Below are 19,972 nucleotides of genomic sequence, written 5' to 3'. Positions count from 1 at the left end.
GTTAAACTTGCCGTCAAAGGAACAGTTAAGGAGTTTTGTTCGTCAAAGGAGAAATCTTCTTACAAGAGAGGAGTGGTTAAACCTCAGTAGAAGGTTAGTAGGTAACCTAAAATCTCTCCTTAAGCTCTTTCCCGACGCAGAGTTCTTCCTTTTCTTCTACCCTGTTAACAGAGAGCCAAACCTTCTTCCCCTGGCAGAAGAGCTTCTTAAAACGGGAAAATCTGTAGCCTTTCCGAGGGTAAGCGGTAGAGAGATTCTTCCCGTAAAAGTTTCTTCACTTAAGGAGCTCTCTCCCGGTAGGTTTGGAATTCCTGAGCCGCCTCTTAACTACCAGAAACTTCTCAAAAGTGCCGATGTCGTCTTCGTTCCCGGCCTTGCATTTGACCTTTCTGGGTTCAGGATAGGATACGGAGGTGGCTTTTACGACAGGTTTCTAAAAAACTTTGAACACAGGGTAAGAGTCGGCGTCTGTTTCTCTTTTCAGCTCTTTTCAGAAGTTCCCCACGACCCATTTGACGTTCCTGTTGACTACATTTCTACAGAGAAATTTTGGATAAGGAGGAAAGAATGGAATCAATCCTTGTTGCCATACTGGCGATAGTTTCAGGTCTTGCCGGAGGCTACGTCGTTGGCAGTAAAAAAGGGCAGGTTGTCCGTGAGGAGATTGAAAGAAAGATAAAGGAAGAGGCCAGGGCTGAAGCCCAGAGGATAGTGAAGAGGGCTCAGGAAGAGGCCGAGGAGATAAGGAAGAAGGCCGAAAAGTTTGAGAAGGAAGCTGAGGAGAAGTATGAGGAGCTCCGCAAGAAAGCCATCTTAGAGGCGAAAGAGGAGGTTCTCAAAGAGAGGGAGCGTTTAGAGGAGGAGCTGAAGGAGAAAAGGAAAGAGCTGGCCGAGCTTGAAAAGAGGCTTTTAAGGCGTGAGGAGTATTTAGACAAGAGAGAATCAACCTTAGACAAGAGAGAAGAGAACTTAGACAGGAGGGCTGACTTCTTAGACAAGCTTGAGGCGGAGCTTGAAGAGAAGAAAGCTGAAGTTGAGAGGCTTGAGGCGGAGCTCCTTGAGAAAGAGGTAAAGCTGAGCCAGCTCTTAGACGAAGAGCTCAGAAAACTTGAAGAGATTGCCGGAATGACTAAGGAGGAGGCTCAGGAGGAGCTCCTTCGCAGAATGGAAGAGGAGATTAAGAAAGACCTTGCCGTTAAGTATAAGAGGCTTGAGGAAGAATTTGAACAGACCGCTGAGAGAAGGGCTAAGAAGATACTTGCAACTACTATCCAGAGACTTGCAACGGATGTTGTCGCAGAAACTACCGTCTCGGTTGTTGACCTACCTAACAACGAGATGAAGGGAAGGATAATCGGTAGGGAAGGAAGGAACATCAGGGCCTTTGAGCTTGCAACTGGCGTTGACCTGATTATTGACGATACTCCTGAGGCCGTAACGATTTCCTGCTTTGACCCTGTAAGGAGGGAGATTGCAAGGATTGCCTTAGAGAGGCTCGTAGCAGATGGAAGAATTCACCCTGCAAGGATTGAAGAGGTTGTTGAAAAGGTTAAGCAAGAGATTGAACAGGAGATGCTTGACGCTGCTGAAGAAGTCCTCTTTGAGCTTGGAATAGACAACGTTCACCCGGAGCTAAAAAAACTCCTTGGGAGGCTCAAGTTTAGAACGAGTTACGGCCAGAACGTTCTCCAGCACGTTAAGGAAGTTGCATACCTTGCTGGGATGATTGCTGCCGAGATTGGAGCAGATGTTCAGCTTGCAAGAAGAGCTGGCCTCTTCCATGACATCGGTAAGGCAGTTACACACGAGGTTGAAGGCTCACACGCAATTATTGGAGCAGACATCCTGAAGAAGTACGGAGAGCCTGAAGCCGTTGTTAACGCAGCTGCTGCCCACCACGGAGAGGTTGAGTTTACTACCGTTGAATCTGTCTGTGCTGCGACTGCCGATGCCCTCTCTGCTGCAAGGCCTGGAGCAAGGAGAGAGAGCTTAGAGGCCTACATTAAAAGGATTGAGAAGCTTGAGAGCATTGCTGAGTCCTTTCCAGGAGTTATGAAGGCCTTTGCAATCCAGGCAGGTAGGGAAGTGAGGATAATGGTTGAGCCGGATAAAATAACAGACGAGGAAGCTGCTTTCTTAGCCCACCAGATATCTAAGAAGATTGAGGAGGAAGTTCAGTACCCCGGTCAGATAAAGATTACTGTCATCAGAGAGACGAGGGCTGTTGACTATGCAAAGTAAGAAGTTCTTAGTCGTTGGGACGGCCGGCCACATAGACCACGGTAAAACCACTCTCATAAAGGCGTTAACTGGCATAGATACAGACCGCTGGGAGGAGGAGAAGAAGAGGGGGATGACTATTGACTTGGGGTTCGCCCACCTGGAGCTCCCAAACGGCGTTTTGGTTGGAATCGTTGACGTTCCCGGCCACGAGAAGTTCATAAAGAACATGCTTGCCGGAGCCCACGGTTTAGACCTCGTTCTCTTCGTTATAGCTGCCGACGAGGGAATAATGCCCCAAACGGAGGAGCACTTAACGGTCTGTCAGGTTTTGGGAACGAAAAAAGGAATAGTTGTTCTGACTAAGAAAGACCTTGTTGACGAGGAGTGGTTAGAGCTTGTTAAGGAAGAGGTTAGGGAGTTCACTAAAGGAACGTTTTTAGAGGGAGCTCCCATTATCCCGGTTTCGTCAAAAACTGGAGAAGGAATTGAAGAGCTTTTAAAGGAGCTTGAGAAACTCTCAGAAGAGGTTGAGCCAAGGAGCCCTGAAGGAATACTAAGGCTTCCAGTTGACAGATCTTTTACTGTAAAGGGCTTTGGAACGGTTATTACCGGAACCCTTCTTTCTGGAAAGGTTGCGGTAGGGGACGAAGTAGAGATACTTCCAAAAGGTTTAAAGACGAAAGTAAGAGGAATTCAGGTCCACGGAAAGCCCGTTGAAACGGCGTTTGCAGGCCAGAGAACGGCTGTTAACCTCTCCTCTGTTTCAAAGGAAGACGTGAAGAGGGGAGAACTTCTCTCAACTCCCGGCTACCTGAAACCTACCAATGTGGTTGACGCCGTTTTAGAGCTCTCAAGGAACGCAGACCTTGTAGTTGAGAGCGGTTTTAAGGTCCACTTTCATCACCTTACCTCTGAAACAGAAGGGGAGGTCTACCTGATTGACAGAGACGAGCTTATGCCCGGAGAAAAGGCCTTAGTCCAGATAAGGTTAAGAGAGCCTGTTGTTCCCGTTTACGGAGACAGGTTCGTCGTTAGGAACTACTCACCTGCAAGGGTTATTGGAGGAGGTTGGATAGTTAATCCCCTTCCTGACAGAAAGTTCAGAAGGCGCTTCAGGGAGCGTTATTTAGAGTTCTTAAAACCGTTAATGGAAGAAAAGGGTAAAGAGGAGCTCCTTTTACACCTCATTTCCCACTATCCTGGCCAGTTTGAAGAGGGAGACTTAGTTCAGAGGTTGGGAATTCCCCCTAAAGAAGCAAAAGGGCTTGTAGAGAAGGTCGTTAACGGCGGAAAAATTTTAGTCTTTGACGGAAAACTCTATCCGGCTGGAATTCTTGAGGAGGTTAAAAGGAGAATCGTTGATTCAGTGAAAGAGTTTCATTCCAAGTTTCCCGTTTCTCCCGGTATTAACAGGGAGTCTTTAAGAACTTCTCTGAACTTTCCAGTGGAGCTCTTAAGTCGCGCAATTGAAGAGTTGATAGAGGATGGGGTTTTAGAGGAGAAGGGTTCCTACGTGAAGATTTCCGGTTTTAAGCCGAAAGCTGAGGGAGAGTTTAAAGAGATTGTCTCTCAGTTAGAGAAGGCCTCTAAGAGTGGAGGATTTACTCCACCTTTGTTAAAAGAACTCTCCAAATCCCTCGGAATTCCGGAAGAAAAGCTCTACATAGCAGCCTCTTTCTTGGTAAGGGAGAAGGGATACCACAAAATTGGAGACTTCCTCTTTTCTCCTGAAGCTTTTGAAAAGATAGTAACAGCTCTTAAGGAGCACTTCAGCAAGAAAGAAACCCTCTCTGTTTCAGAGTTTAAGGACTACATTGGAGTTAGTAGGAAGTTTGCGATTCCGATTTTAGAGTACCTTGACTTATTGAAGCTTACAGAGAGGAAAGGGAACGAAAGGGTAAGGGGGAGCTCCCTCTAATGGGAGAACTTCTACTCAACGTCATTCTTCCCGTTTACCTTCTAATCGGCCTCGGATTCATTTCCGGGAAAGTTTGGAAAGACCTTGAGACTAAAACGATTTCAATTGTAGTTCTCTACTTTTTCGCTCCTGCACTCATATTTTCGTCTTTTAGAGAGCTCTCTCTCAACCTAAGCAGTTTCTCCTGCATCTCTCTAACTGCTTTAGGGGTTTTTTTCGGAGTTTACCTCTTCTCTGTTCTTGTAGAGTTCCTCTTACTAAAACAGAGAAATCCGGCCTTTGAGCTTTCGTCTACCGTCATGAATGCGGGCTACATGGGGATTCCTCTTATTCTCCTGATGTTTGGGGAGAGAGCTCTCCCGGTTGCGCTTACCTACATGGTTGTTATGGCTGTCTATCACTTTACACTGGGAATTGTTGTTCTGAAAGGGAGTTTAAAGGAGGGAATTATTTCTGCACTTAAAATTCCTCTCATTTACGCCCTTTTTCTCTCTTTTCTGCTGAAAGGAGCGGATCTCCCGTCAGGAATTGAGAGGATGGTTAAGCTCTCAGGAGACGCCACCCTTCCTCTGATGCTCTTCTCAATAGGTATTAGCCTTTCAAAGATTAACCTTTCAGAGTTCAAGCTGAGCATTCTTGGGACGGGAGTCCGATTTTTCGGAGGGACTTTAATGGCTCTCTTTTTCTCAAAACTATTAGGTTGTTCCCCTTTCCTTCAAAAAGTCTTAGTTGTTCAGTCTTCCCTTCCCTCTGCCATTCTAAACTACGTTCTATGTGAAAAGTTTAGCTCCTCTCCTCAAACCGCAGCTTCAATAATCTTCATTTCAACTCTTTTCTATCCCCTTTACCTCTTTTTCTTAAAGTGGTTGTTGAACTTTCTGTAATAAAATTATCTGAACCTTTATTTGGAGTAGTTATGGGAAAGTTTCTGTTCTTAGCTTCTTTGGTTTTCTTCTTTCCGGCCGTTGCATCCTCCACGGAGATAAGGGATATTCTCTCTGTTTCTCAGGAGGTAAAGCCAGACGTCTACTGCGTTTCTTTAACGGTTTCTACAAGGGGAGAGAGTGAGGCTGATGTGTTGAGGTCTCTTACTAAGGCCGACGACTACGTTAGAGCTCTCAAACTCCCCTACAAGGGCGGGAACTTCACAGTCCTTCCAAACAGGGAGTGGAATCCGGTTGAGAAAAGATACAGGATAGTTGGTTTTGCCGGACGGATAAACTACCAGTTTCTCTTAAAGAGTCCCTCTCAGCAGGAGGAGGTAATCAGAGCTCTTGAGGAGGCAAAGAGGGGAGCTCCCCTAAACTACACGATTTCCTCTGTCGGCTGGTGCATTTCAGAAAGCTTAAGGAAAAAGGTTGAGAAACGGCTGAAGTTAAAGGCATTGAAGGAGGCAGAGTTAGAAGCCTCTCTCTTTGGGAGGGAGCTCCACTCAAGGTGTTCTCTGAAAAAGGTTAACTTCTCCGTTGGAAGACTTCCAGTTCCGTTTGTTTCTATGAAGGCTGAGTCTGTTAGAGCTCCACAGCCTCCCCGGAGCGCTCAAAAAGTAGAGGTAAAAGCGTCTGTTCTTATAAACTGTAAGTAGGAGGTAGTATGAAGGTAGGAACTCCCCTTTCACACAACGCGACAAAGGTTCTTCTCCTGGGAAGCGGAGAGCTGGGAAAGGAGTTTGTAATTGAGGCAATGAGGCTGGGAATTGAGGTTGTTGCAGTTGACTCCTATCAGTTTGCTCCAGCCCAGCAGGTAGCCCACCGCTACTACGTTATAGACATGAAAGACGGAAAACAGATTAAGAACATTGTTTACAGGGAAAAGCCCGACTTTATCGTCCCTGAAATTGAGGCGATAGATACAGACGCCCTTTTAGAGCTTGAAAAGGAAGGTTTTAACGTAATTCCCAGCGGTAAGGCCGTTAAGCTCACTATGGACAGGATAGGGATTAGGAGACTTGCAGCTGAGGAGTTGGGATTAAAAACTTCAGGCTACAGATTTGCAGAAACATTGGAGGAGTACAAAAGGGCCGTTGAGGAGATAGGTCTTCCGGTTGTTGTTAAGCCAGTTATGAGCTCCTCAGGGAAGGGACAGAGCATAGTGAGGACTTCCGACGAAATTGAGAAAGCCTTTTACTACGCTAAAGAGAACGCAAGGGGAAAAGGAAACGCCCTCATAATAGAGGAGTTTATAGACTTTGACTTTGAGATAACCCTGTTAACTGTTAGAACGAGGAATCAAGGAACTCTCTTCTGCCCGCCTATTGGCCACAGGCAGGTTGAGGGGGACTACCACGAGAGCTGGCAGCCTCAGGCCATGAGCGACGTTGCCCTTAAGAAAGCCCAGAAGATGGCTAAAGCTGTAACAGATGCCCTTGGAGGCTACGGAATATTCGGGTGTGAGTTCTTCGTTAAGGGGGATACAGTCTGGTTCAGCGAGGTTTCCCCGAGGCCCCACGACACCGGAATGGTTACGATGGCAAGTCAGAACATGAGCGAGTTTGAGATCCACTTAAGGGCAATCCTTGGCCTTCCAATTCACATAGAGCTCCTCTCTCCGGGAGCTTCATACTGCTTCCACGCTAAGACCTACTCTGTAGCTCCTTCATACGAAGGGTTAGAAGAAGCACTAAAAGAGCCAAACGTTTGGGTAAGGATATTCGGAAAGCCTGCCACAAGGCCTAAGAGGAGAATGGGAGTTGCTGTTGCAAGGGGCGAAACCGTAGAGGAGGCGAGGAAAAAGGCAAAAAGGGCAGCAGAGGCTATGAGGATAGTTGAAAATGGTTAAGCTGGCAACTTTTGGAGGAGGCTGTTTTTGGTGTATTGAAGAGGCCTTCAGTAGGGTTAAAGGGGTTTTGGAAGTCCTTCCGGGCTACGCCGGAGGGGACGTTAAAAACCCTACCTACGAGGAGGTCTGCTCCGGAAAGACCGGCCACGTTGAGGCCGTTCAGGTTAAGTATGACCCAGAGAGAGTTTCGTACAGGGAGCTCCTCATAACTTACTTAACTTCAATAAACCCTACGGATTCCGGTGGCCAGTTTGCAGACAGGGGAAGCCAGTACAGGCCTGTCATTTTCTACCACGACGAGGAACAGAAAGAGTTGGCTGAGAGAGCTCTAAAACTCCTCTCAGAAAGAGGACTGTTTACGGAGCCCATAGCCGTTTCAGTTGAACCCTTTAAGAACTTCTACCCGGCCGAGGAATACCACAGGCGTTACTTTGAGAAGAACCCTATGCACTACTTCTACTACAAGGAAGGAAGTGGAAGGAAGAGGTTCTGCGAGATAGTTTGGGACAAGAAGGGAGGAAGGAAGTTCCTTGAGGAGAACCTTTAAGGCCTATGCCCTTCAGTTTGAAACTGTAGAGTGTGAGTTTGAGAGGAACTACTCCCGGTTCCTCTCGCTTCTTAACTTCTGTGAGAAGAACTCTTTAGTGGTTGCTCCGGAGGTTTTCCCTACCGGCTTTTGCTATCAGAAGGTTGATGAGGAAGTTGTTTTCTCTGAGAGGGTTTGCAGGGAGGTCCTTGACTTCTCAAAGGGTTTAGAAATTGTTTTAGTTTTTTCAGTCTTTGAGAGGGTAAACGGGAAGCTTTTTAACTCGGTAAAAGTCTTTGACAGTGGAAAAGAAATTCTTTCAAGGCCAAAGATTAAGCTCTTTCCACCAACCGGAGAGACTGATTACTTTATTCCCGGAAACTTTGACGATTTAAAGGTTGCGGAAACTTCTCTCGGCGTAGTTGCTCCTGTTGTCTGTTTTGAGATGAGGTTCTACCCTATCCTTGAAAGGCTAAAAAGGTTTGGAGGGGAAGTCTTTACCGTTTCAGCACAGTGGGGTAGGGCGAGGAAGTTTCACTGGGAGCTCTTTAACAGAACGAGAGCTGTGGAGCTCCAGCGGTTCTTTGTCTCGTCAAACGGAACCGGTAAATCGATGGCCGGGAGCTCCGTCATCGTAGACCCCTGGGGGAGGGTAATTTCAGAGGGCGGAGATGCTGAAGGGGTAATCTCCGGAACCGTTGACCTAAAAGTTATAGATCAGGTTGAGAAGAAACTCCCCCTTGATTAACCGGTCTTCTCCTCTCTGTTTACCATCTCTTTTATTCTCTCTTTTAGGAAGTAGTCAATCGTTTCAACCCTAATCTTTATTGAGCCAGAAGGTCTGTTCTCGTCTATCTCGTGGAACGTAAAGTATGGAACTCTGTTTCTTTCAACTATCTCCTCAATCACCGAGTAGATTGGGGCGTCGTGGCCGCACCTGAAGGAGGAGAGGTCTAAAAGGGCGATGTTAGGGTGGCCTGCTCCGTAGAGAGCTCCCCAAACCTTCCTTGTACTGTTCTCGCTGTAGGCCTTCGGCCAAACGTCCCTTATCTTAAACGGGTCTCTAACTGGAAAAACCTTTTTCAGGAACTCGTCTGTTAGAGGCAAGGAGTCTATCGTCAGAATCGGGTAGCCGAGTTTCTGGAGCTCCTCTGTTATCCCGTGGTTTATCCCCGGGTCGTTGTGGTAAGGCCTTCCGAGGACTAATATGGCAATTCTTCCCTCTAACTCAACTTTCCTTAGAACTTTCTCTCCCAGTTTTCTCATCTCTGTTTGGTATTGGTTGAGAGCTTTAAAACCTTCGTCAACAGCCCTGTTGCTCTCTTTCTTCGTCAGAGAGAGAATGTCTTTAAATGCCTTAAACATTTCTTGTTTAAGGAGTTCCTCGTCCTCAAAGTGGAGGATTGGGTCAACGAACTCAACTCCTAACTTTTTAAAAATGTCTTCTTCTTTCGTTAGAACTGCCTTAACCGAAATTGGAGTTGCAGTAACCGTTGGGCAGGCGTGGGAACCTTCTGCGTCCTTGAATAGTGTTTTTAAGGTTGCAACTTTTGGAAAGAGTATGAAGTCCGGCCTCTTCTTTAATAGGTTCCTGACGTGAGCAAGGGCAACTTTACTGGGGAAGCAAGGGTCAATTGCTCCTCCCCGGAGCTCCTCTCTTACCATCTTTTCAGAGGTGTAGTCTGAGAAAACGAACTTTTCAACTCCCAAAGACTCCAAGTAACCTCTAAAGAACGGAGCCAGTGCGTAGAAGTTTAAAACCCTCGGAATTCCTGCCTTTAAGCTCTTCCTCCTCTCAATTGCGTTTTCCCTCGTAAATATTCCGAAAACTTTCTCCTGGTAAACCTTTTTAACCGGGTAGCTCTCAAAGACTTTTTTAGCTGAAATCTCCTGAAGGTTTGGGTTCTCTTTCTTTATCTTCTGGAGTTTCTTAACGACTCCCTTAACGTCGCTTATCTCTAAGACCGTTCCCTTCTCGCAAGGGGCAATGATGTAAAGTTTCTCTCCTAACTTTGTGTTAACCCTAACGAAAGTCCTCTGGCACCTGTTTGTGCAGAAGTTACACCTCGTAGTTTCATCGCTCTTTACGGAGAACTTTAGTGATAGGAGTTCCTCAATCCCTATAAAGTTCGTTCTCCCTTGGTAGTTCCTCATAGCCTCAACCGCTGCTCCAAATGCCCCTGCCTCTCCGGTTATCGGGTGGACAAAGATTTCCGCGTCTGGAACTCTTTCCTTTATGAAGTCGTACTGAGCCTTAACTGTCGCTAAGTTCCTCTGAGTTCCCCCCTGGAGTAGGAACCTCTTTCCAAGCTTCCTCAGGTTCGGCTCCTTAACAACGTAGAGCCAGACGTTCTTAGGTAAGACCTTTGCAAGGCCTGCCATTATCTCGTGGGGCTCCCAGCCAAGCCTCTGAAAGTTAACTATGTCCTGTTCCAAGAAGACTGCACAGCCGAAGTTAAACTTAGGGGCGTATTTTGCTTTAAATGCAACGTCTGCAAACTCTTCTACTCTATAGCCAAACTTCTCTGCAGTTGACTGAAGGAAGTAGCCGTTTCCGGCGGAACACTGTGTATTGAGTTTAAAGTCCTTAACCTCTCCGTTTTTGAGCATCATTACCTTTATGTCCTGTCCTCCAACGTCAACGATTACGTCAACGTCTTCAAAGAAGTGCTTTGCCGATATTGTGTGGGCTACAGTCTCAACAACTGCAATATCTGCCCCAATAGTCTCCTTCAGCATCTCCTTTGCGTAGCCTGTCGTTCCAACTGCCAAGATGGAGAGCTCCGCCCCGTTTCCCTCAACGTGTTCCTTTAACTGCTTTACGACCTGCTTTGTGTCCTCAAGGGGGTTTCCCTTAGAGAGTGTATAAGCAGTTGCGATGAGCCCTCCCTCCTCATCTATCAGAACTGCCTTTGTTGACGTTGAGCCTCCGTCTATTCCTAAGAATGCCTTTACTTTCTCTCCTTTCTTGAATTCATTCGGTTTAAAGGCTTTAACTCCATACCTTTCTCTGAACTTATCTAAACTCTCCCCCGGTTTCAGAAGCCCTCTCTCTCCCGTTTTCGCCTTCAAATAGATTAGGTTCTTCCTGAACTCCTTAAGTCCTTCAGAGCCCTTGTATGGGCTTTCCTCAAACTGTGAAAAGAGTGCAGAGCCTAATGCTGCGTAGAGGTGGGAGTTCTCAGGAAGGAGGAGAGAGTTTTCGTTATACGAAATTTTCTTCTCTTCCCAGATTTTCTCAAGGTGATACCTCCAGGCCTCAACGAGGGCAGGGAAGTAGGTGTTTGGACCTCCAAGGAGAAGGACGACAGGCCTTAAAGTATAACCCCTCGTTAGAACTGCAAGGTTCTGAATAACTATTGCGTTAAAAAGGGAAATTAGGAGCTCGTCTGCCGGAACTCCCGCCTTCTGGAGGCTGTTTATGTCCGTCTCTGCAAAGACTCCACACTTTGCAGCAACCGGGTGAACTTTATTAGGGTCAAAGTGAATAGTTGTTGCAACCTCTAAAGGGAGCTTCAGCTTTGAGACTATCCTGTCAATAGTTGCTCCAGTTCCGCCGGCGCACTTGTCGTTCATCGTTGTAACTTTCCTCCTTACTCCGCCGGCCTCTATCCAGAAGATCATCTTTGCGTCCTGTCCTCCGAGCTCAACGACGGAGTTAACCTCTGGGTGTAGAGTCTCAACTGCAAGGCTGACGGCATTAACCTCTTGAACGAAGTTAACTCCCAAGGACTTTGCTATGTCTCCACCGCCGCTTCCGGTTAAGAAGAGGTGAAAATTCTTTCCTGCTATTTCCTCAAACTTTTTTAGTAGTTTTAGAACCTTCTCGGGCTGTTTTGCTTCGTGCCTCTCGTAGTGGCTGAAGACGACCCTGTTCTCCTCGTCTAACAGAACTCCCTTAACTGTAGTGGAGCCTACGTCTATTCCGGCTTTAAACATTACCCCTCCAGAAGGCCTTTAAGTGCCAAGTTGATTAGCTCGTCAACTGCATCGTCAACAGAATGTATTTTTCCCTCTAAGAGCTCCCTTCCAACTTCTAAAAAGGCTCCTAAAATGGTTGCAGAGACAACGTTGACGTTACACTCCCTTACGATTCCCATCTCCATTCCCCTAAGGAGGGAGCTCTCTATTAGTCTTTTAACCTCCTCAAAGAAACTCTCTAAAACCTCGTCAAACTCAGGGTTCAGCCTGTAAGGGTGATAGAAGATTAACTTTGCTATTTCCCTGTCCTCAACGAAGAGGTTAAGAACCTCTTTTACGTTCTCTCTCAGCTGTTTTAGAGGGTTCTCTTTCGGAAGGAGTTTCAGCCTTCCTGAGATTTCACTTACCAGCTCCTCAAGGACTCTCCTGTAGATGTCGTCCTTATTCTTGAAGTAGATGTAAAAGGTTCCCCTTGCTATTCCCAGTGAGTCAACGATGTCTGATACCGTTAAAGAGTGGAATCCCTTTTCTGAGAAGAGTTTCTTTGCCTTTAAGAGAATCTCCCTTTCTCTCTTCTTCACATTTCCTCCTGAACTGACATGTCAGTTCAATGAAAATTTAATCTTCAGGTGGTAGAATTTCCAAGATTCTAAGGAGGCGGCTATGAAGAGATCTCTCTTCCTGTTCCCTCTAATTCCTTTGGTCGCGTCTGGCTGCGTAACAACGGGAGACCAAAAGGTTAATTCACTTGAAGCGAAGGTTCAGGTTTTGGAAGTTCAGAACCGTTCACTTCAAGAGGAGCTTTCAAAGAAAAGGCGGGAAATTCAGGCTTTAAGGGAGGAGATAACAAAGCTCAAAACTACCGTTAGTAACCTTGAAGACAAGGAACTTAAACAAGAAGCCAAGCAGATTGAGATGAGGAGAGCTCTCCTTGCAGTGAAGAAGACATCTGTTAAGTCTAATTTGGCTCTAAAAGAGGAGTTAAAAGAGATAAAAGCTGAAGTTTTGACTTTAAAGAAAACGCTTTCAGACCTACAGGGGGAGGTAAACTCCCTAAAGAATTGCTGTCAGAGTGGAAATGAGAAATTATCTCAGATTGGATCACAATTAAACAGCCTCTCTTCTCGGTTGTCTGAAGTTGAGGATAAACTTCAGAAGCTGAAGATACCGACAATAAAAATTGAAAAAGTAAAGCCCTCAAAATAAGGTTATTTCATTAGAGAATGGAAGAGTATAAAGAGGAGAACGAGGGCTGCAACTATTAGAATTGTGTTTGAAGTGTATGAACGGCGGTAAGTGGAAGCTACTTTGTCGTAGTTTTCCGGTAATTTTGAAGAAACTCTTCTCTTAACTTCCTTGAGAAGCTCATCAAATCCTGAAAATGAGTCGTCAATAACGGCCAGTTTACCGTCTTTATCTGCAATAAAGAGGAAGTATCTCCTTCCCGGTGTCAGCGAAATCTCTGAAATCTCATTCCACCTGATAAACTTCTTCCCTGTAAGTCCGAAAACTTCAATACCCTCATCTGTTATAACTACTCTCTTCTTTAAAAGAAATATGAAATAAGCAACAACGGGAAGAATCAAAACTGCGAATACTAAAAGGCCGGGTGAGAACCGGCCGGACTTTAAAAAGAGAGCTCCGAAAAACAAAACGTAGGCAACTACCAGTAAACCGTAAGCTAAAACTGTAAAACCTTCCGTTTTAAAAACCTTCTTTTCCCTATCCATTTAACCTCTCTTCTACCGCTTCCTTAAACCTCCTTAAACCTTCAACGATGTTCTCCATAGAGGTGGCATAAGAGAGCCTTAGGTATCCGGGAGCTCCGAAGGCCGTTCCCGGAACTACAGCAATTTTTGCCTTCTCAAGCAGGTAGTCTGCAAGGTCAAAATCGTCTTTAAAGCCTCCCTTCTCAATCAGTTCCTTAACGTTGGGGAAGGCGTAGAAGGCGCCCTTTGGCATTATACAGGAGACTCCGGGAATCTCGTTAAGCTTCTCAACCATGTAGCGGCGCCTCCTGTCGTAGGCTGCTATCCACTCCTTTAAGAAGTCCTTAGGCTTAACCAAAGCAGCAACTGCAGCCTTTTGGGCTATTGAGTTAACGTTTGAAATAGACTGGGAGTTTATTTTAACCATTGCGTCTATTATCTCTTTGGGACCTGCTGCGTAACCAACCCTCCAGCCCGTCATTGCAAAGGTTTTAGAGAGGGCGTTTATGGTTGCCGTTATTTTCTTAATGTCCTCTGAGAGAGACGCAATGCTGGTGTGTTTAAAGCCGTCGTACGTTAGCTTCTCGTAGCACTCGTCTGAAGCTATGAGAATTCCCCTCTCTGCACAGAACTTTCCTATTCTCTCTAACTCCTCTTTCGGAATTACTGCTCCAGTCGGGTTGTGTGGGGTACAGAGGATAAGGAGTTTTGTTCTCTCTGTTACTGCAGGTTCAATGTCTTCAACTGTTAGTGTGAAGTTTTTTACCTCTTTTGTCTCAACAAATACGGGCTTTCCTCCTGCGAACTTTACCTGCTCTGGGTATGTAACCCAGTAAGGTGTTGGGATTATTACCTCGTCTCCTTCCTCTATTACAGAGAGCATCAGGTTAAAAAGAGCCTGCTTCGCTCCGTCAGTTATAACAACCTCTTCAGGCTCATAGTCTATTCCGTTCTCTTCCTTAAGCTTCCTTGCAACTGCCTGGCGGAGCTCCGGTATCCCGGCAGGAGGCGTGTATTTTGTAAATCCCATGTCTATCGCTTCTTTAGCCGCCTCTTTAACGTGCTCCGGAGTATCAAAGTCTGGCTCTCCAGCTCCGAAACCTATTACATCTATTCCTTTTGCCCTTAACTCCTTAGCCTTGCTCGTTATGGCCATAGTCGGAGAAGGAGACATTCTTAGAACTCGCTCTGAAAGTTTCATCTCTACCCCCAAAAAAATGTCGTTGACATTTTACAACCTGTTAATTACCTTTCCCAACCAACAAAGGCAGGAGGAGAGTATGAAGGGAAACAGGTGCCTTACAGCGGAACAGATAAAGGAACTAAAGGAGATCTTAGAACAGAAGAGAAGAGAGGTTTTAGAGGACATAAAGAGGGGGCTTGAAGAGACTGCCCACTCAGAGAGGGAAGTTGGAGACTTAGTTGACATGTCAACTGATGAAATCTTAAGAACCTTTGAAATGAGAATCAGGGACAGGGAGGCTAAGTATTTAAAGAAAATAGAAAAAGCCCTTCGTAAGATTGAGGAAGGAACTTACGGGATATGTGAAAAGTGTGGAGCTTGCATTAACTACGAGAGGCTTAAGCTGAGACCCGTAGCAGAGCTCTGTATAAAGTGTAAGCTTGAACAGGAGAAGATTGAGAGGAAGTTCGGAGAGGAATAGGTGAAGGGGGGCTGACGCCCCCTCTAACAAGCACTCAGCCTACGCTTGCACAGAACGTAATCTCTTCTTCCTCGTTGACAACTCCTCTAAAGTGAACGTCCTTTTCTACCCTTTCAGGTTGAAGCTTTTCAACTATATAGTCAAAAGCTTTAAAGGCGTTTTCGTGGTCTCCACAGGTGTAAACGTCTATTGCAACGTAACCGTGTTCTGGCCAAGTGTGGAAGGAGAGGTGTGATTCTGAGATAACTACAACCCCCGTCGCCCCGTAGGGCTGGAACTGATGGTAGTAGGCTGAGAGCTTGTTGAGGTTGGCGTGCTTTACAGCCCCCTCAAAGATTTCTGCCATTGACTTGGCAGACTTGAGAACCTCTGGATCGCACCCGTAGAGGTCGGCAACGATGTGGACGCCGAGGGTCTTGGCCATTTTCCTTCCTCCTTTATTAAAGGTTAAGGGACTCCTCCCGTTGACGGGTATAATTATAGTCTGAAACTACAATTTGTTAAGTCTTTGTTAAGCCCCACGGGGGAGAAACTGCAAAAACACGTTGTTTATATCTTTTTCCTTTCGTTTTTCGCGCTCTCTTTTAAGAAGTTTGGAACTCCATACTTTCCCTACCTTTTAACTGCAACGCTCATTCTGTTTCTTAACTATGTAATTAGGTTTAAGTTGATGGAGCTCTTCCCCGGCGTTCTTGTAGTTCTTCCCTTTTTAATAGTTCCCCACTTTGTTAAGCCTGAGGGAAATGGGGGGTTGAGTAAGGTTCTGTGGGTAAAAGAATATAAAGATAACTACAAAGTAGCAGTTCTTGAAGGTTGGAAGTATGTAAGACTGAAGGATAATGCCGAGCCGGGAGACTTAGTTAATTCAAAGGGAGAGGTTGTAAAGAGACCCTTATTTTCTCTTAATAGGTTCAGGTTTCATCTCTACCAGAGGATAGAGGAGAGTTTAGATTACCCGATTTCAGCCCTTGCAGGTGCAGTAACTTTGGGCTTTAGATACGAGCTTCCCGCCTCTGTTAAGGGTTACTCTGCCCTTTCCGGTATTTACCACTTTCTTGCGATCTCGGGGCTTCACGTTGGGATAGTCGTGGGAGCTCTCGCACTCCTATTTAAGCTTTTAAGGATGCGAAAGCCTTTAACTCTGGCTTCTATCTGTATTCTTCCCCTTATGCCCCTAACCGGATTACCCCCTTCGGCCTTAAGGTCTTACCTGTTTATGTTCCTACTGGCAGTCGGCCTTGAGAATTACAGAAAGATAACTCCACTCTATCTACTTGGTGTCGTTATGCTCTTTACCGTTCTAACGGGAAAGTTTAACCTCTCGGCAACCCTCTCTTTCAGCGCTGTAGCTGGAATCCTCCTTGCCGTTGAAGGAGAAGGTGGAAAGTTTATAAAGAGTGTAAAGGCTTCTTTTGCCCCTATGTTTTCAACCCTTCCTATCGTTTTAACAACCTTTGGGACTTTCAACCCTTTAAGCTGGCTTACAACGCTTCTTGCCGGTTTCCTCTTTACTCCCTTTCTCATAGGGACTTTTCTTATGGAGATTACCCTTGAGAAAATCCCTGTTGTAAACGCCATTACAGAGTTCTTAGGCTATCAGTTTATCCTCTCTGCCCACTACCTCTTTTCACTAACTAAATGGAGCCTTACGCACTACGAGGCACCCCTTTGGCTTTCAGGGGTAACTATGCTCCTTATGCTTTTCCTATCTCTCTTTTCAAAGCCTGTTTACGCATTCATTCCCCCGTTTCTCCTTGTCCTTTACTCTTTAATTTTTCCTACTGTGATTTCTGGGGTTAGGGTGGAGTTCCCCGGTTGGAAACTCAACTCTTTCTACTTTGTTTCAACGGAGGGACAGAAGTACAGAAACAGCGTTTTAGAGGCCAGCTACGTTTTTCCCGCCACTAAAAAACTTCTCTTTAGGAACACTTTGTTTGATAATCGGCTAAAATTCCTGGGACAAAAAAGAGAGAGGTAGAAGATGCTTGAGCACCTTGGAAGTTTTAAGAGGACACACTACTGTGGAGAGGTTTCTGCTGAGGACGTAGGTAAGAAGGTAAGGGTTGCCGGTTGGGTTGATACTACCAGAGACCACGGAGGAGTCGTTTTTACTGACTTAAGGGATAGAACCGGAAAAGTTCAGATAGTCTTTTCTCCGGAAATTTCAGAGGAGCTTGTTGAAAAGGCCAAGAAACTGAAGCACGAGTTCGTAATAGCAGTTGAGGGAGAAGTTCGTAGAAGGCCTCCGGGAACGGAGAACCCGAAGCTCAAAACGGGAGAAGTTGAGATATATGCAGAGAAACTGCAGATACTCAACAAGTCTCTTCCTCTTCCCTTTCCGATAGAGGACGAGGTAAAGGTCGGAGAGGAGACGAGGCTGAAGTTTCGCTTTTTAGACCTTAGGCGGAAGAAAATGATGGAGAACATAATCTTCCGCCACAGGCTTTATCAAGTTGTAAGAGACGTGTTTAACAGAGAAGGTTTCATAGAGATTGAGACTCCCTACCTTACAAAGAGCACTCCTGAAGGGGCAAGGGACTTTTTGGTCCCAAGCCGTATATACCCCGGTAAGTTCTACGCCCTTCCCCAGTCTCCGCAGCTCTTTAAGCAGATTCTTATGGTTTCAGGCTTTGATAGGTACTACCAGATTGCAAGGTGCTTTAGGGACGAGGACTTAAGGGCAGACAGGCAGCCTGAGTTTACCCAGATAGACTTTGAGATGTCGTTCGTTACGGAAAGGGAGGTTATGGACGTTGCAGAGAAGGTTTTAAGGTCTCTCTATAAAGAGCTCCTCGGCGTTGAAATCGGCGAAATACCGGTAATGAGCTACGACGAGGCTATGGCGCGTTTCGGGACTGACAGGCCTGATACCCGTTTCGGCCTTGAACTTAAAGAGATTACGGACATTGCTAAGGAGTGTCAGTTTAAGGTCTTCAGGACCGTTGCTGAGAAAGGAGGAATTGTTAAAGCCTTAAACTTTAAGGGTGGAGCAAAGCTCTCAAGGAAGGAGATAGATGACTTAACGAAGTTTGTAGGCATATACGGTGCTAAAGGCCTTGCCTGGATTAAAATCCTTCCTGAAGGGCTTCAGTCTCCCATTGTTAAGTTCTTTAGTGAAGGTGAGATGAACAAAATTTTAGAAAGGCTTGAGGCAGAAGTTGGAGACATCCTTTTCTTCGTTGCAGACAAGCCCGATGTAGTCAACGCAGCCCTCTCAAACTTAAGGCTTAAGCTTGGGAAGATGGCAGGTCTTATTGATGAGAGTAAAGTTAACGTTCTCTGGATTGTTGACTTCCCGATGTTTGAGTGGAACGAGGATGAGAACAGGTGGGAAGCTCTCCACCACCCGTTTACAAGCCCTAAAGAAGAGGATGTTGAGAAGCTCCTTGAAGACCCAGGAAGCGTCAGAGCAAGGGCTTACGACATGGTCTTAAACGGAGTTGAGATCGGTGGAGGAAGTATCCGTATCCATAGGGAGGACATTCAGGAGAAGGTCTTTAAGGTTATAGGGCTTTCAGATGAGGAGGCTAAGGAGAGGTTCGGCTTCCTGCTGGAGGCTCTGAAATATGGAGCTCCCCCCCACGGTGGAATGGCCTTCGGACTTGACAGGCTCTGTGCCATCATGAGGAGTGAGGAGTCAATAAGAGATGTTATTGCCTTCCCCAAAACTCAGAGGGGGCAGTGTCTACTTACGGGAGCTCCCGACACCGTAAGGCCGGAGCAGATTGAGGAGCTCCACATAAAGGTAGACCTTCCTGAGGAAAAAGAAAACGATTGAACACTTTCTACAGAACTTTCATTGTTACTATTAGTAAGTATAAAAAGATAGCTTTTGCAGTTTGTCTGGAAAAAGACGGTCAGATAGCTGCGTTAAGTTTTGAGTTGGAGTCAGAGGGGGAATTCCCCCCTCCTTTACTTTAAAAATTCCATGTTCATAAGGTCTTCAAGAAGTCCTTGTAAGTCTTCCTCGTGTTCCATCTCGTCTGTCATTATCTGAAGGGCGATGTTGTATGTAACCGGGTCAATGTCTTTCGTAAAGTCAATTATTTTGTGGTAAACCTCAATGGCACAACGCTCTCCCTTAATGTTCTGCTCTAATATGTTCTTAACGAACGGGTTTTCGGGGGCGTCGTAGCCGCAGTTTGTAAGGTCAAACCAGACCTTTGGAGTTAGGACAGGAGTTCCTCCGAGCTCTAAAATCCTCATTGCCAACATGTCTGCGTGGCGCAGTTCGTCTTGGGCGTGCTGAACCAACTCTGCTGCAACGGCAGATTTCATTGGGCCTTTAACTACCTTAGAGCCTATCCAATACTGGTAGTAGGCCAGCCACTCGTCTGAGAGAGCTCTGTTTAAGAGCTCAACGATTTTGTCTGCATGTTTTCCAACCAGTTCCCTCGCTTTTGTTCCCATGGTATTCCTCCGTTTAAGTTTACAACTTTAACTATAGTGTATTTGAGAACTATTTGCAAGAATTTAAAATACAAACAACTGAGCTATCTGAAAGCTCTTAGTCCTCTCATAACTACCAACTGCCTGTTTTATCTCTCCAAATATCCTTTTAAAATCTTCAGTGGATAAAGCCCTATAGCCTGTCCTCTCCGGTGCATGTAGCGTTTGGTGAGTTTAAGAACTTTTTTGAAGTTAAGACTTTTTACTCTCATACCGGAGAGGATAGGCTTTTTTCTTCGGTTTGGCAATTTTCAAACACCATCAAATTTGGTATTTTATTTCCTGATGGGTTATCATATAATTGATTTAAATCAATCTGCAAATGGAGGGAGGCATTGGTTGAAGAAGACTTAATTCTCAGGGAAATAGAAAACTATGAACTTTTCCACTCCAAAGTTCTAAGGTTGATAGAGAGATCCCGTTTCTCAAAAGAGAAGCTTTACTTACTATTGGTAAAATTCATGCCTTCAGAAACTGCAAAGTTTTTTGCAAGAGATATAGTAAATTCTGTAGTGAATTCCTTCCGCCCAAATGACCCTATACATAAATTTTCCGATGAACTGTTCGTAGTTGCAGTTACTACAACAGCATCAATACCTATTGAGATATTTGAAATTCGTTTAAAAAACAAGATAAGACAATTCTATATCAACAAAGTAAACTTTCTTCTATCCTTCGCTATAGCCCCTTACGAATCAACAAGTTACCTATCTCTACTTAAAATAGCACATAACCGACTCAAAGAAAAACAGGGTGCCCAAACTGAAATTGCGGTATAATAACT

The 19,972-nt window shown here is 45.5% G+C and carries 19 protein-coding genes; 13 read left to right on the top strand and 6 right to left on the bottom strand.

The annotated features are described in order from the left end of the window. The first annotated feature begins 7 nt into the window (after positions 1–7). Genes ACZ424_RS02685 through ACZ424_RS02650 form a run of 8 tightly spaced genes read left to right on the top strand, consistent with a single transcriptional unit; the run spans position 8 to position 8,193 of the window. Positions 8–601, top strand: a complete 594-nt coding sequence (locus tag ACZ424_RS02685) for a 5-formyltetrahydrofolate cyclo-ligase (protein WP_464904986.1) — start codon at positions 8–10, stop codon at positions 599–601. Next, a complete protein-coding gene (gene rny, locus ACZ424_RS02680; RefSeq protein WP_464904985.1) occupies positions 568–2,241 on the top strand; it encodes a ribonuclease Y in 1,674 nt (557 codons plus the stop codon). Before ACZ424_RS02685 ends, rny begins: the two co-directional genes overlap by 34 nt. Next, positions 2,231–4,141: a selenocysteine-specific translation elongation factor gene (selB, locus tag ACZ424_RS02675; protein WP_464904984.1), complete on the top strand. Its 1,911-nt coding sequence runs from the start codon at positions 2,231–2,233 to the stop codon at positions 4,139–4,141. The genes rny and selB overlap by 11 nt, the downstream gene beginning before the upstream one ends. Further along, positions 4,141–5,025, top strand: coding sequence for an AEC family transporter (locus ACZ424_RS02670; protein WP_464904983.1), 885 nt, complete (start codon positions 4,141–4,143; stop codon positions 5,023–5,025). The genes selB and ACZ424_RS02670 overlap by 1 nt, the downstream gene beginning before the upstream one ends. A 32-nt stretch (positions 5,026–5,057) precedes the next feature. Further along, complete coding sequence (locus ACZ424_RS02665; protein ID WP_464904982.1) at positions 5,058–5,726, top strand: SIMPL domain-containing protein; 669 nt, start codon at positions 5,058–5,060, stop codon at positions 5,724–5,726. 8 nt (positions 5,727–5,734) lie between these two features. Beyond that, positions 5,735–6,919 (top strand): formate-dependent phosphoribosylglycinamide formyltransferase, encoded by a 1,185-nt coding sequence (gene purT / locus ACZ424_RS02660; protein ID WP_464904981.1) that lies wholly within the window; start codon positions 5,735–5,737, stop codon positions 6,917–6,919. Beyond that, complete coding sequence (gene msrA / locus ACZ424_RS02655) at positions 6,912–7,466, top strand: peptide-methionine (S)-S-oxide reductase MsrA (protein WP_464905202.1); 555 nt, start codon at positions 6,912–6,914, stop codon at positions 7,464–7,466. Before purT ends, msrA begins: the two co-directional genes overlap by 8 nt. Beyond that, positions 7,450–8,193, top strand: a complete 744-nt coding sequence (locus tag ACZ424_RS02650; RefSeq protein ID WP_464904980.1) for a nitrilase-related carbon-nitrogen hydrolase — start codon at positions 7,450–7,452, stop codon at positions 8,191–8,193. The genes msrA and ACZ424_RS02650 overlap by 17 nt, the downstream gene beginning before the upstream one ends. On the opposite strand, the gene ACZ424_RS02645 is transcribed toward ACZ424_RS02650, so the two are convergent. Together ACZ424_RS02645 and ACZ424_RS02640 are read right to left on the bottom strand one after the other, a co-directional pair. Further along, the gene (locus tag ACZ424_RS02645) at positions 8,190–11,384 is read right to left on the bottom strand and encodes a BadF/BadG/BcrA/BcrD ATPase family protein (RefSeq protein ID WP_464904979.1); all 3,195 of its coding nucleotides are present in this window, start codon (positions 11,382–11,384) and stop codon (positions 8,190–8,192) included. The two genes, ACZ424_RS02650 and ACZ424_RS02645, sit on opposite strands and share 4 nt — an antisense overlap. Next, positions 11,384–11,947: a TetR/AcrR family transcriptional regulator gene (locus ACZ424_RS02640; protein WP_464904978.1), complete on the bottom strand. Its 564-nt coding sequence runs from the start codon at positions 11,945–11,947 to the stop codon at positions 11,384–11,386. Before ACZ424_RS02640 ends, ACZ424_RS02645 begins: the two co-directional genes overlap by 1 nt. An 82-nt stretch (positions 11,948–12,029) precedes the next feature. Here ACZ424_RS02640 and ACZ424_RS02635 point away from each other — a divergent pair, with 82 nt between their 5' ends. Beyond that, entirely contained in the window at positions 12,030–12,572 is a 543-nt protein-coding gene (locus ACZ424_RS02635) for a hypothetical protein (RefSeq protein ID WP_464904977.1), read from the top strand. 2 nt (positions 12,573–12,574) lie between these two features. On the opposite strand, the gene ACZ424_RS02630 is transcribed toward ACZ424_RS02635, so the two are convergent. Further along, positions 12,575–13,096: a PH domain-containing protein gene (locus ACZ424_RS02630; RefSeq protein ID WP_464904976.1), complete on the bottom strand. Its 522-nt coding sequence runs from the start codon at positions 13,094–13,096 to the stop codon at positions 12,575–12,577. Then, positions 13,089–14,276, bottom strand: coding sequence for a pyridoxal phosphate-dependent aminotransferase (locus ACZ424_RS02625; protein WP_464904975.1), 1,188 nt, complete (start codon positions 14,274–14,276; stop codon positions 13,089–13,091). Before ACZ424_RS02625 ends, ACZ424_RS02630 begins: the two co-directional genes overlap by 8 nt. A gap of 79 nt (positions 14,277–14,355) precedes the next feature. Here ACZ424_RS02625 and ACZ424_RS02620 point away from each other — a divergent pair, with 79 nt between their 5' ends. After that, positions 14,356–14,739, top strand: a complete 384-nt coding sequence (locus ACZ424_RS02620; protein ID WP_464904974.1) for a TraR/DksA family transcriptional regulator — start codon at positions 14,356–14,358, stop codon at positions 14,737–14,739. 34 nt (positions 14,740–14,773) lie between these two features. Here ACZ424_RS02620 and speD read toward each other — a convergent pair whose 3' ends face one another. After that, entirely contained in the window at positions 14,774–15,163 is a 390-nt protein-coding gene (gene speD, locus ACZ424_RS02615; protein WP_464904973.1) for an adenosylmethionine decarboxylase, read from the bottom strand. 84 nt (positions 15,164–15,247) lie between these two features. Here speD and ACZ424_RS02610 point away from each other — a divergent pair, with 84 nt between their 5' ends. Both ACZ424_RS02610 and aspS read left to right on the top strand, forming a co-directional pair. Next, a complete protein-coding gene (locus tag ACZ424_RS02610) occupies positions 15,248–16,717 on the top strand; it encodes a ComEC/Rec2 family competence protein (protein WP_464904972.1) in 1,470 nt (489 codons plus the stop codon). Between the two features lie 3 nt (positions 16,718–16,720). Next, positions 16,721–18,517, top strand: a complete 1,797-nt coding sequence (gene aspS / locus ACZ424_RS02605; RefSeq protein ID WP_464904971.1) for an aspartate--tRNA ligase — start codon at positions 16,721–16,723, stop codon at positions 18,515–18,517. Positions 18,518–18,651: 134 nt separating this feature from the next. Here the strand turns inward: aspS and ACZ424_RS02600 are convergent, their stop codons facing one another. After that, positions 18,652–19,149, bottom strand: coding sequence for a ferritin-like domain-containing protein (locus ACZ424_RS02600; RefSeq protein ID WP_464904970.1), 498 nt, complete (start codon positions 19,147–19,149; stop codon positions 18,652–18,654). Between the two features lie 374 nt (positions 19,150–19,523). Between ACZ424_RS02600 and ACZ424_RS02595 the strand changes: the two genes are divergently transcribed. Continuing rightward, positions 19,524–19,967 (top strand): hypothetical protein, encoded by a 444-nt coding sequence (locus ACZ424_RS02595; RefSeq protein WP_464904969.1) that lies wholly within the window; start codon positions 19,524–19,526, stop codon positions 19,965–19,967. Positions 19,968–19,972: the final 5 nt, after the last annotated feature.

This window comes from Thermovibrio ruber (genome assembly GCF_055380895.1).
Note: the sequence above shows the minus strand (reverse complement) of the source record. Positions and strands in the feature narration are given on the sequence as shown.

What these genes read in the sequence shown, in the direction of transcription:
- selB (WP_464904984.1), top strand. Translation starts at nt 2,231, where the DNA reads ATGCAAAGTAAGAAGTTCTTAGTCGTTGGGACGGCCGGCCACATAGAC.
- purT (WP_464904981.1), top strand. Translation starts at nt 5,735, where the DNA reads ATGAAGGTAGGAACTCCCCTTTCACACAACGCGACAAAGGTTCTTCTC.
- ACZ424_RS02620 (WP_464904974.1), top strand. Translation starts at nt 14,356, where the DNA reads ATGAAGGGAAACAGGTGCCTTACAGCGGAACAGATAAAGGAACTAAAG.
- ACZ424_RS02625 (WP_464904975.1), bottom strand. Translation starts at nt 14,276, where the DNA reads ATGAAACTTTCAGAGCGAGTTCTAAGAATGTCTCCTTCTCCGACTATG.
- ACZ424_RS02665 (WP_464904982.1), top strand. Translation starts at nt 5,058, where the DNA reads ATGGGAAAGTTTCTGTTCTTAGCTTCTTTGGTTTTCTTCTTTCCGGCC.
- ACZ424_RS02600 (WP_464904970.1), bottom strand. Translation starts at nt 19,149, where the DNA reads ATGGGAACAAAAGCGAGGGAACTGGTTGGAAAACATGCAGACAAAATC.
- msrA (WP_464905202.1), top strand. Translation starts at nt 6,912, where the DNA reads ATGGTTAAGCTGGCAACTTTTGGAGGAGGCTGTTTTTGGTGTATTGAA.
- speD (WP_464904973.1), bottom strand. Translation starts at nt 15,163, where the DNA reads ATGGCCAAGACCCTCGGCGTCCACATCGTTGCCGACCTCTACGGGTGC.
- ACZ424_RS02635 (WP_464904977.1), top strand. Translation starts at nt 12,030, where the DNA reads ATGAAGAGATCTCTCTTCCTGTTCCCTCTAATTCCTTTGGTCGCGTCT.
- ACZ424_RS02670 (WP_464904983.1), top strand. Translation starts at nt 4,141, where the DNA reads ATGGGAGAACTTCTACTCAACGTCATTCTTCCCGTTTACCTTCTAATC.
- ACZ424_RS02630 (WP_464904976.1), bottom strand. Translation starts at nt 13,096, where the DNA reads ATGGATAGGGAAAAGAAGGTTTTTAAAACGGAAGGTTTTACAGTTTTA.
- ACZ424_RS02645 (WP_464904979.1), bottom strand. Translation starts at nt 11,384, where the DNA reads ATGTTTAAAGCCGGAATAGACGTAGGCTCCACTACAGTTAAGGGAGTT.
- rny (WP_464904985.1), top strand. Translation starts at nt 568, where the DNA reads ATGGAATCAATCCTTGTTGCCATACTGGCGATAGTTTCAGGTCTTGCC.
- aspS (WP_464904971.1), top strand. Translation starts at nt 16,721, where the DNA reads ATGCTTGAGCACCTTGGAAGTTTTAAGAGGACACACTACTGTGGAGAG.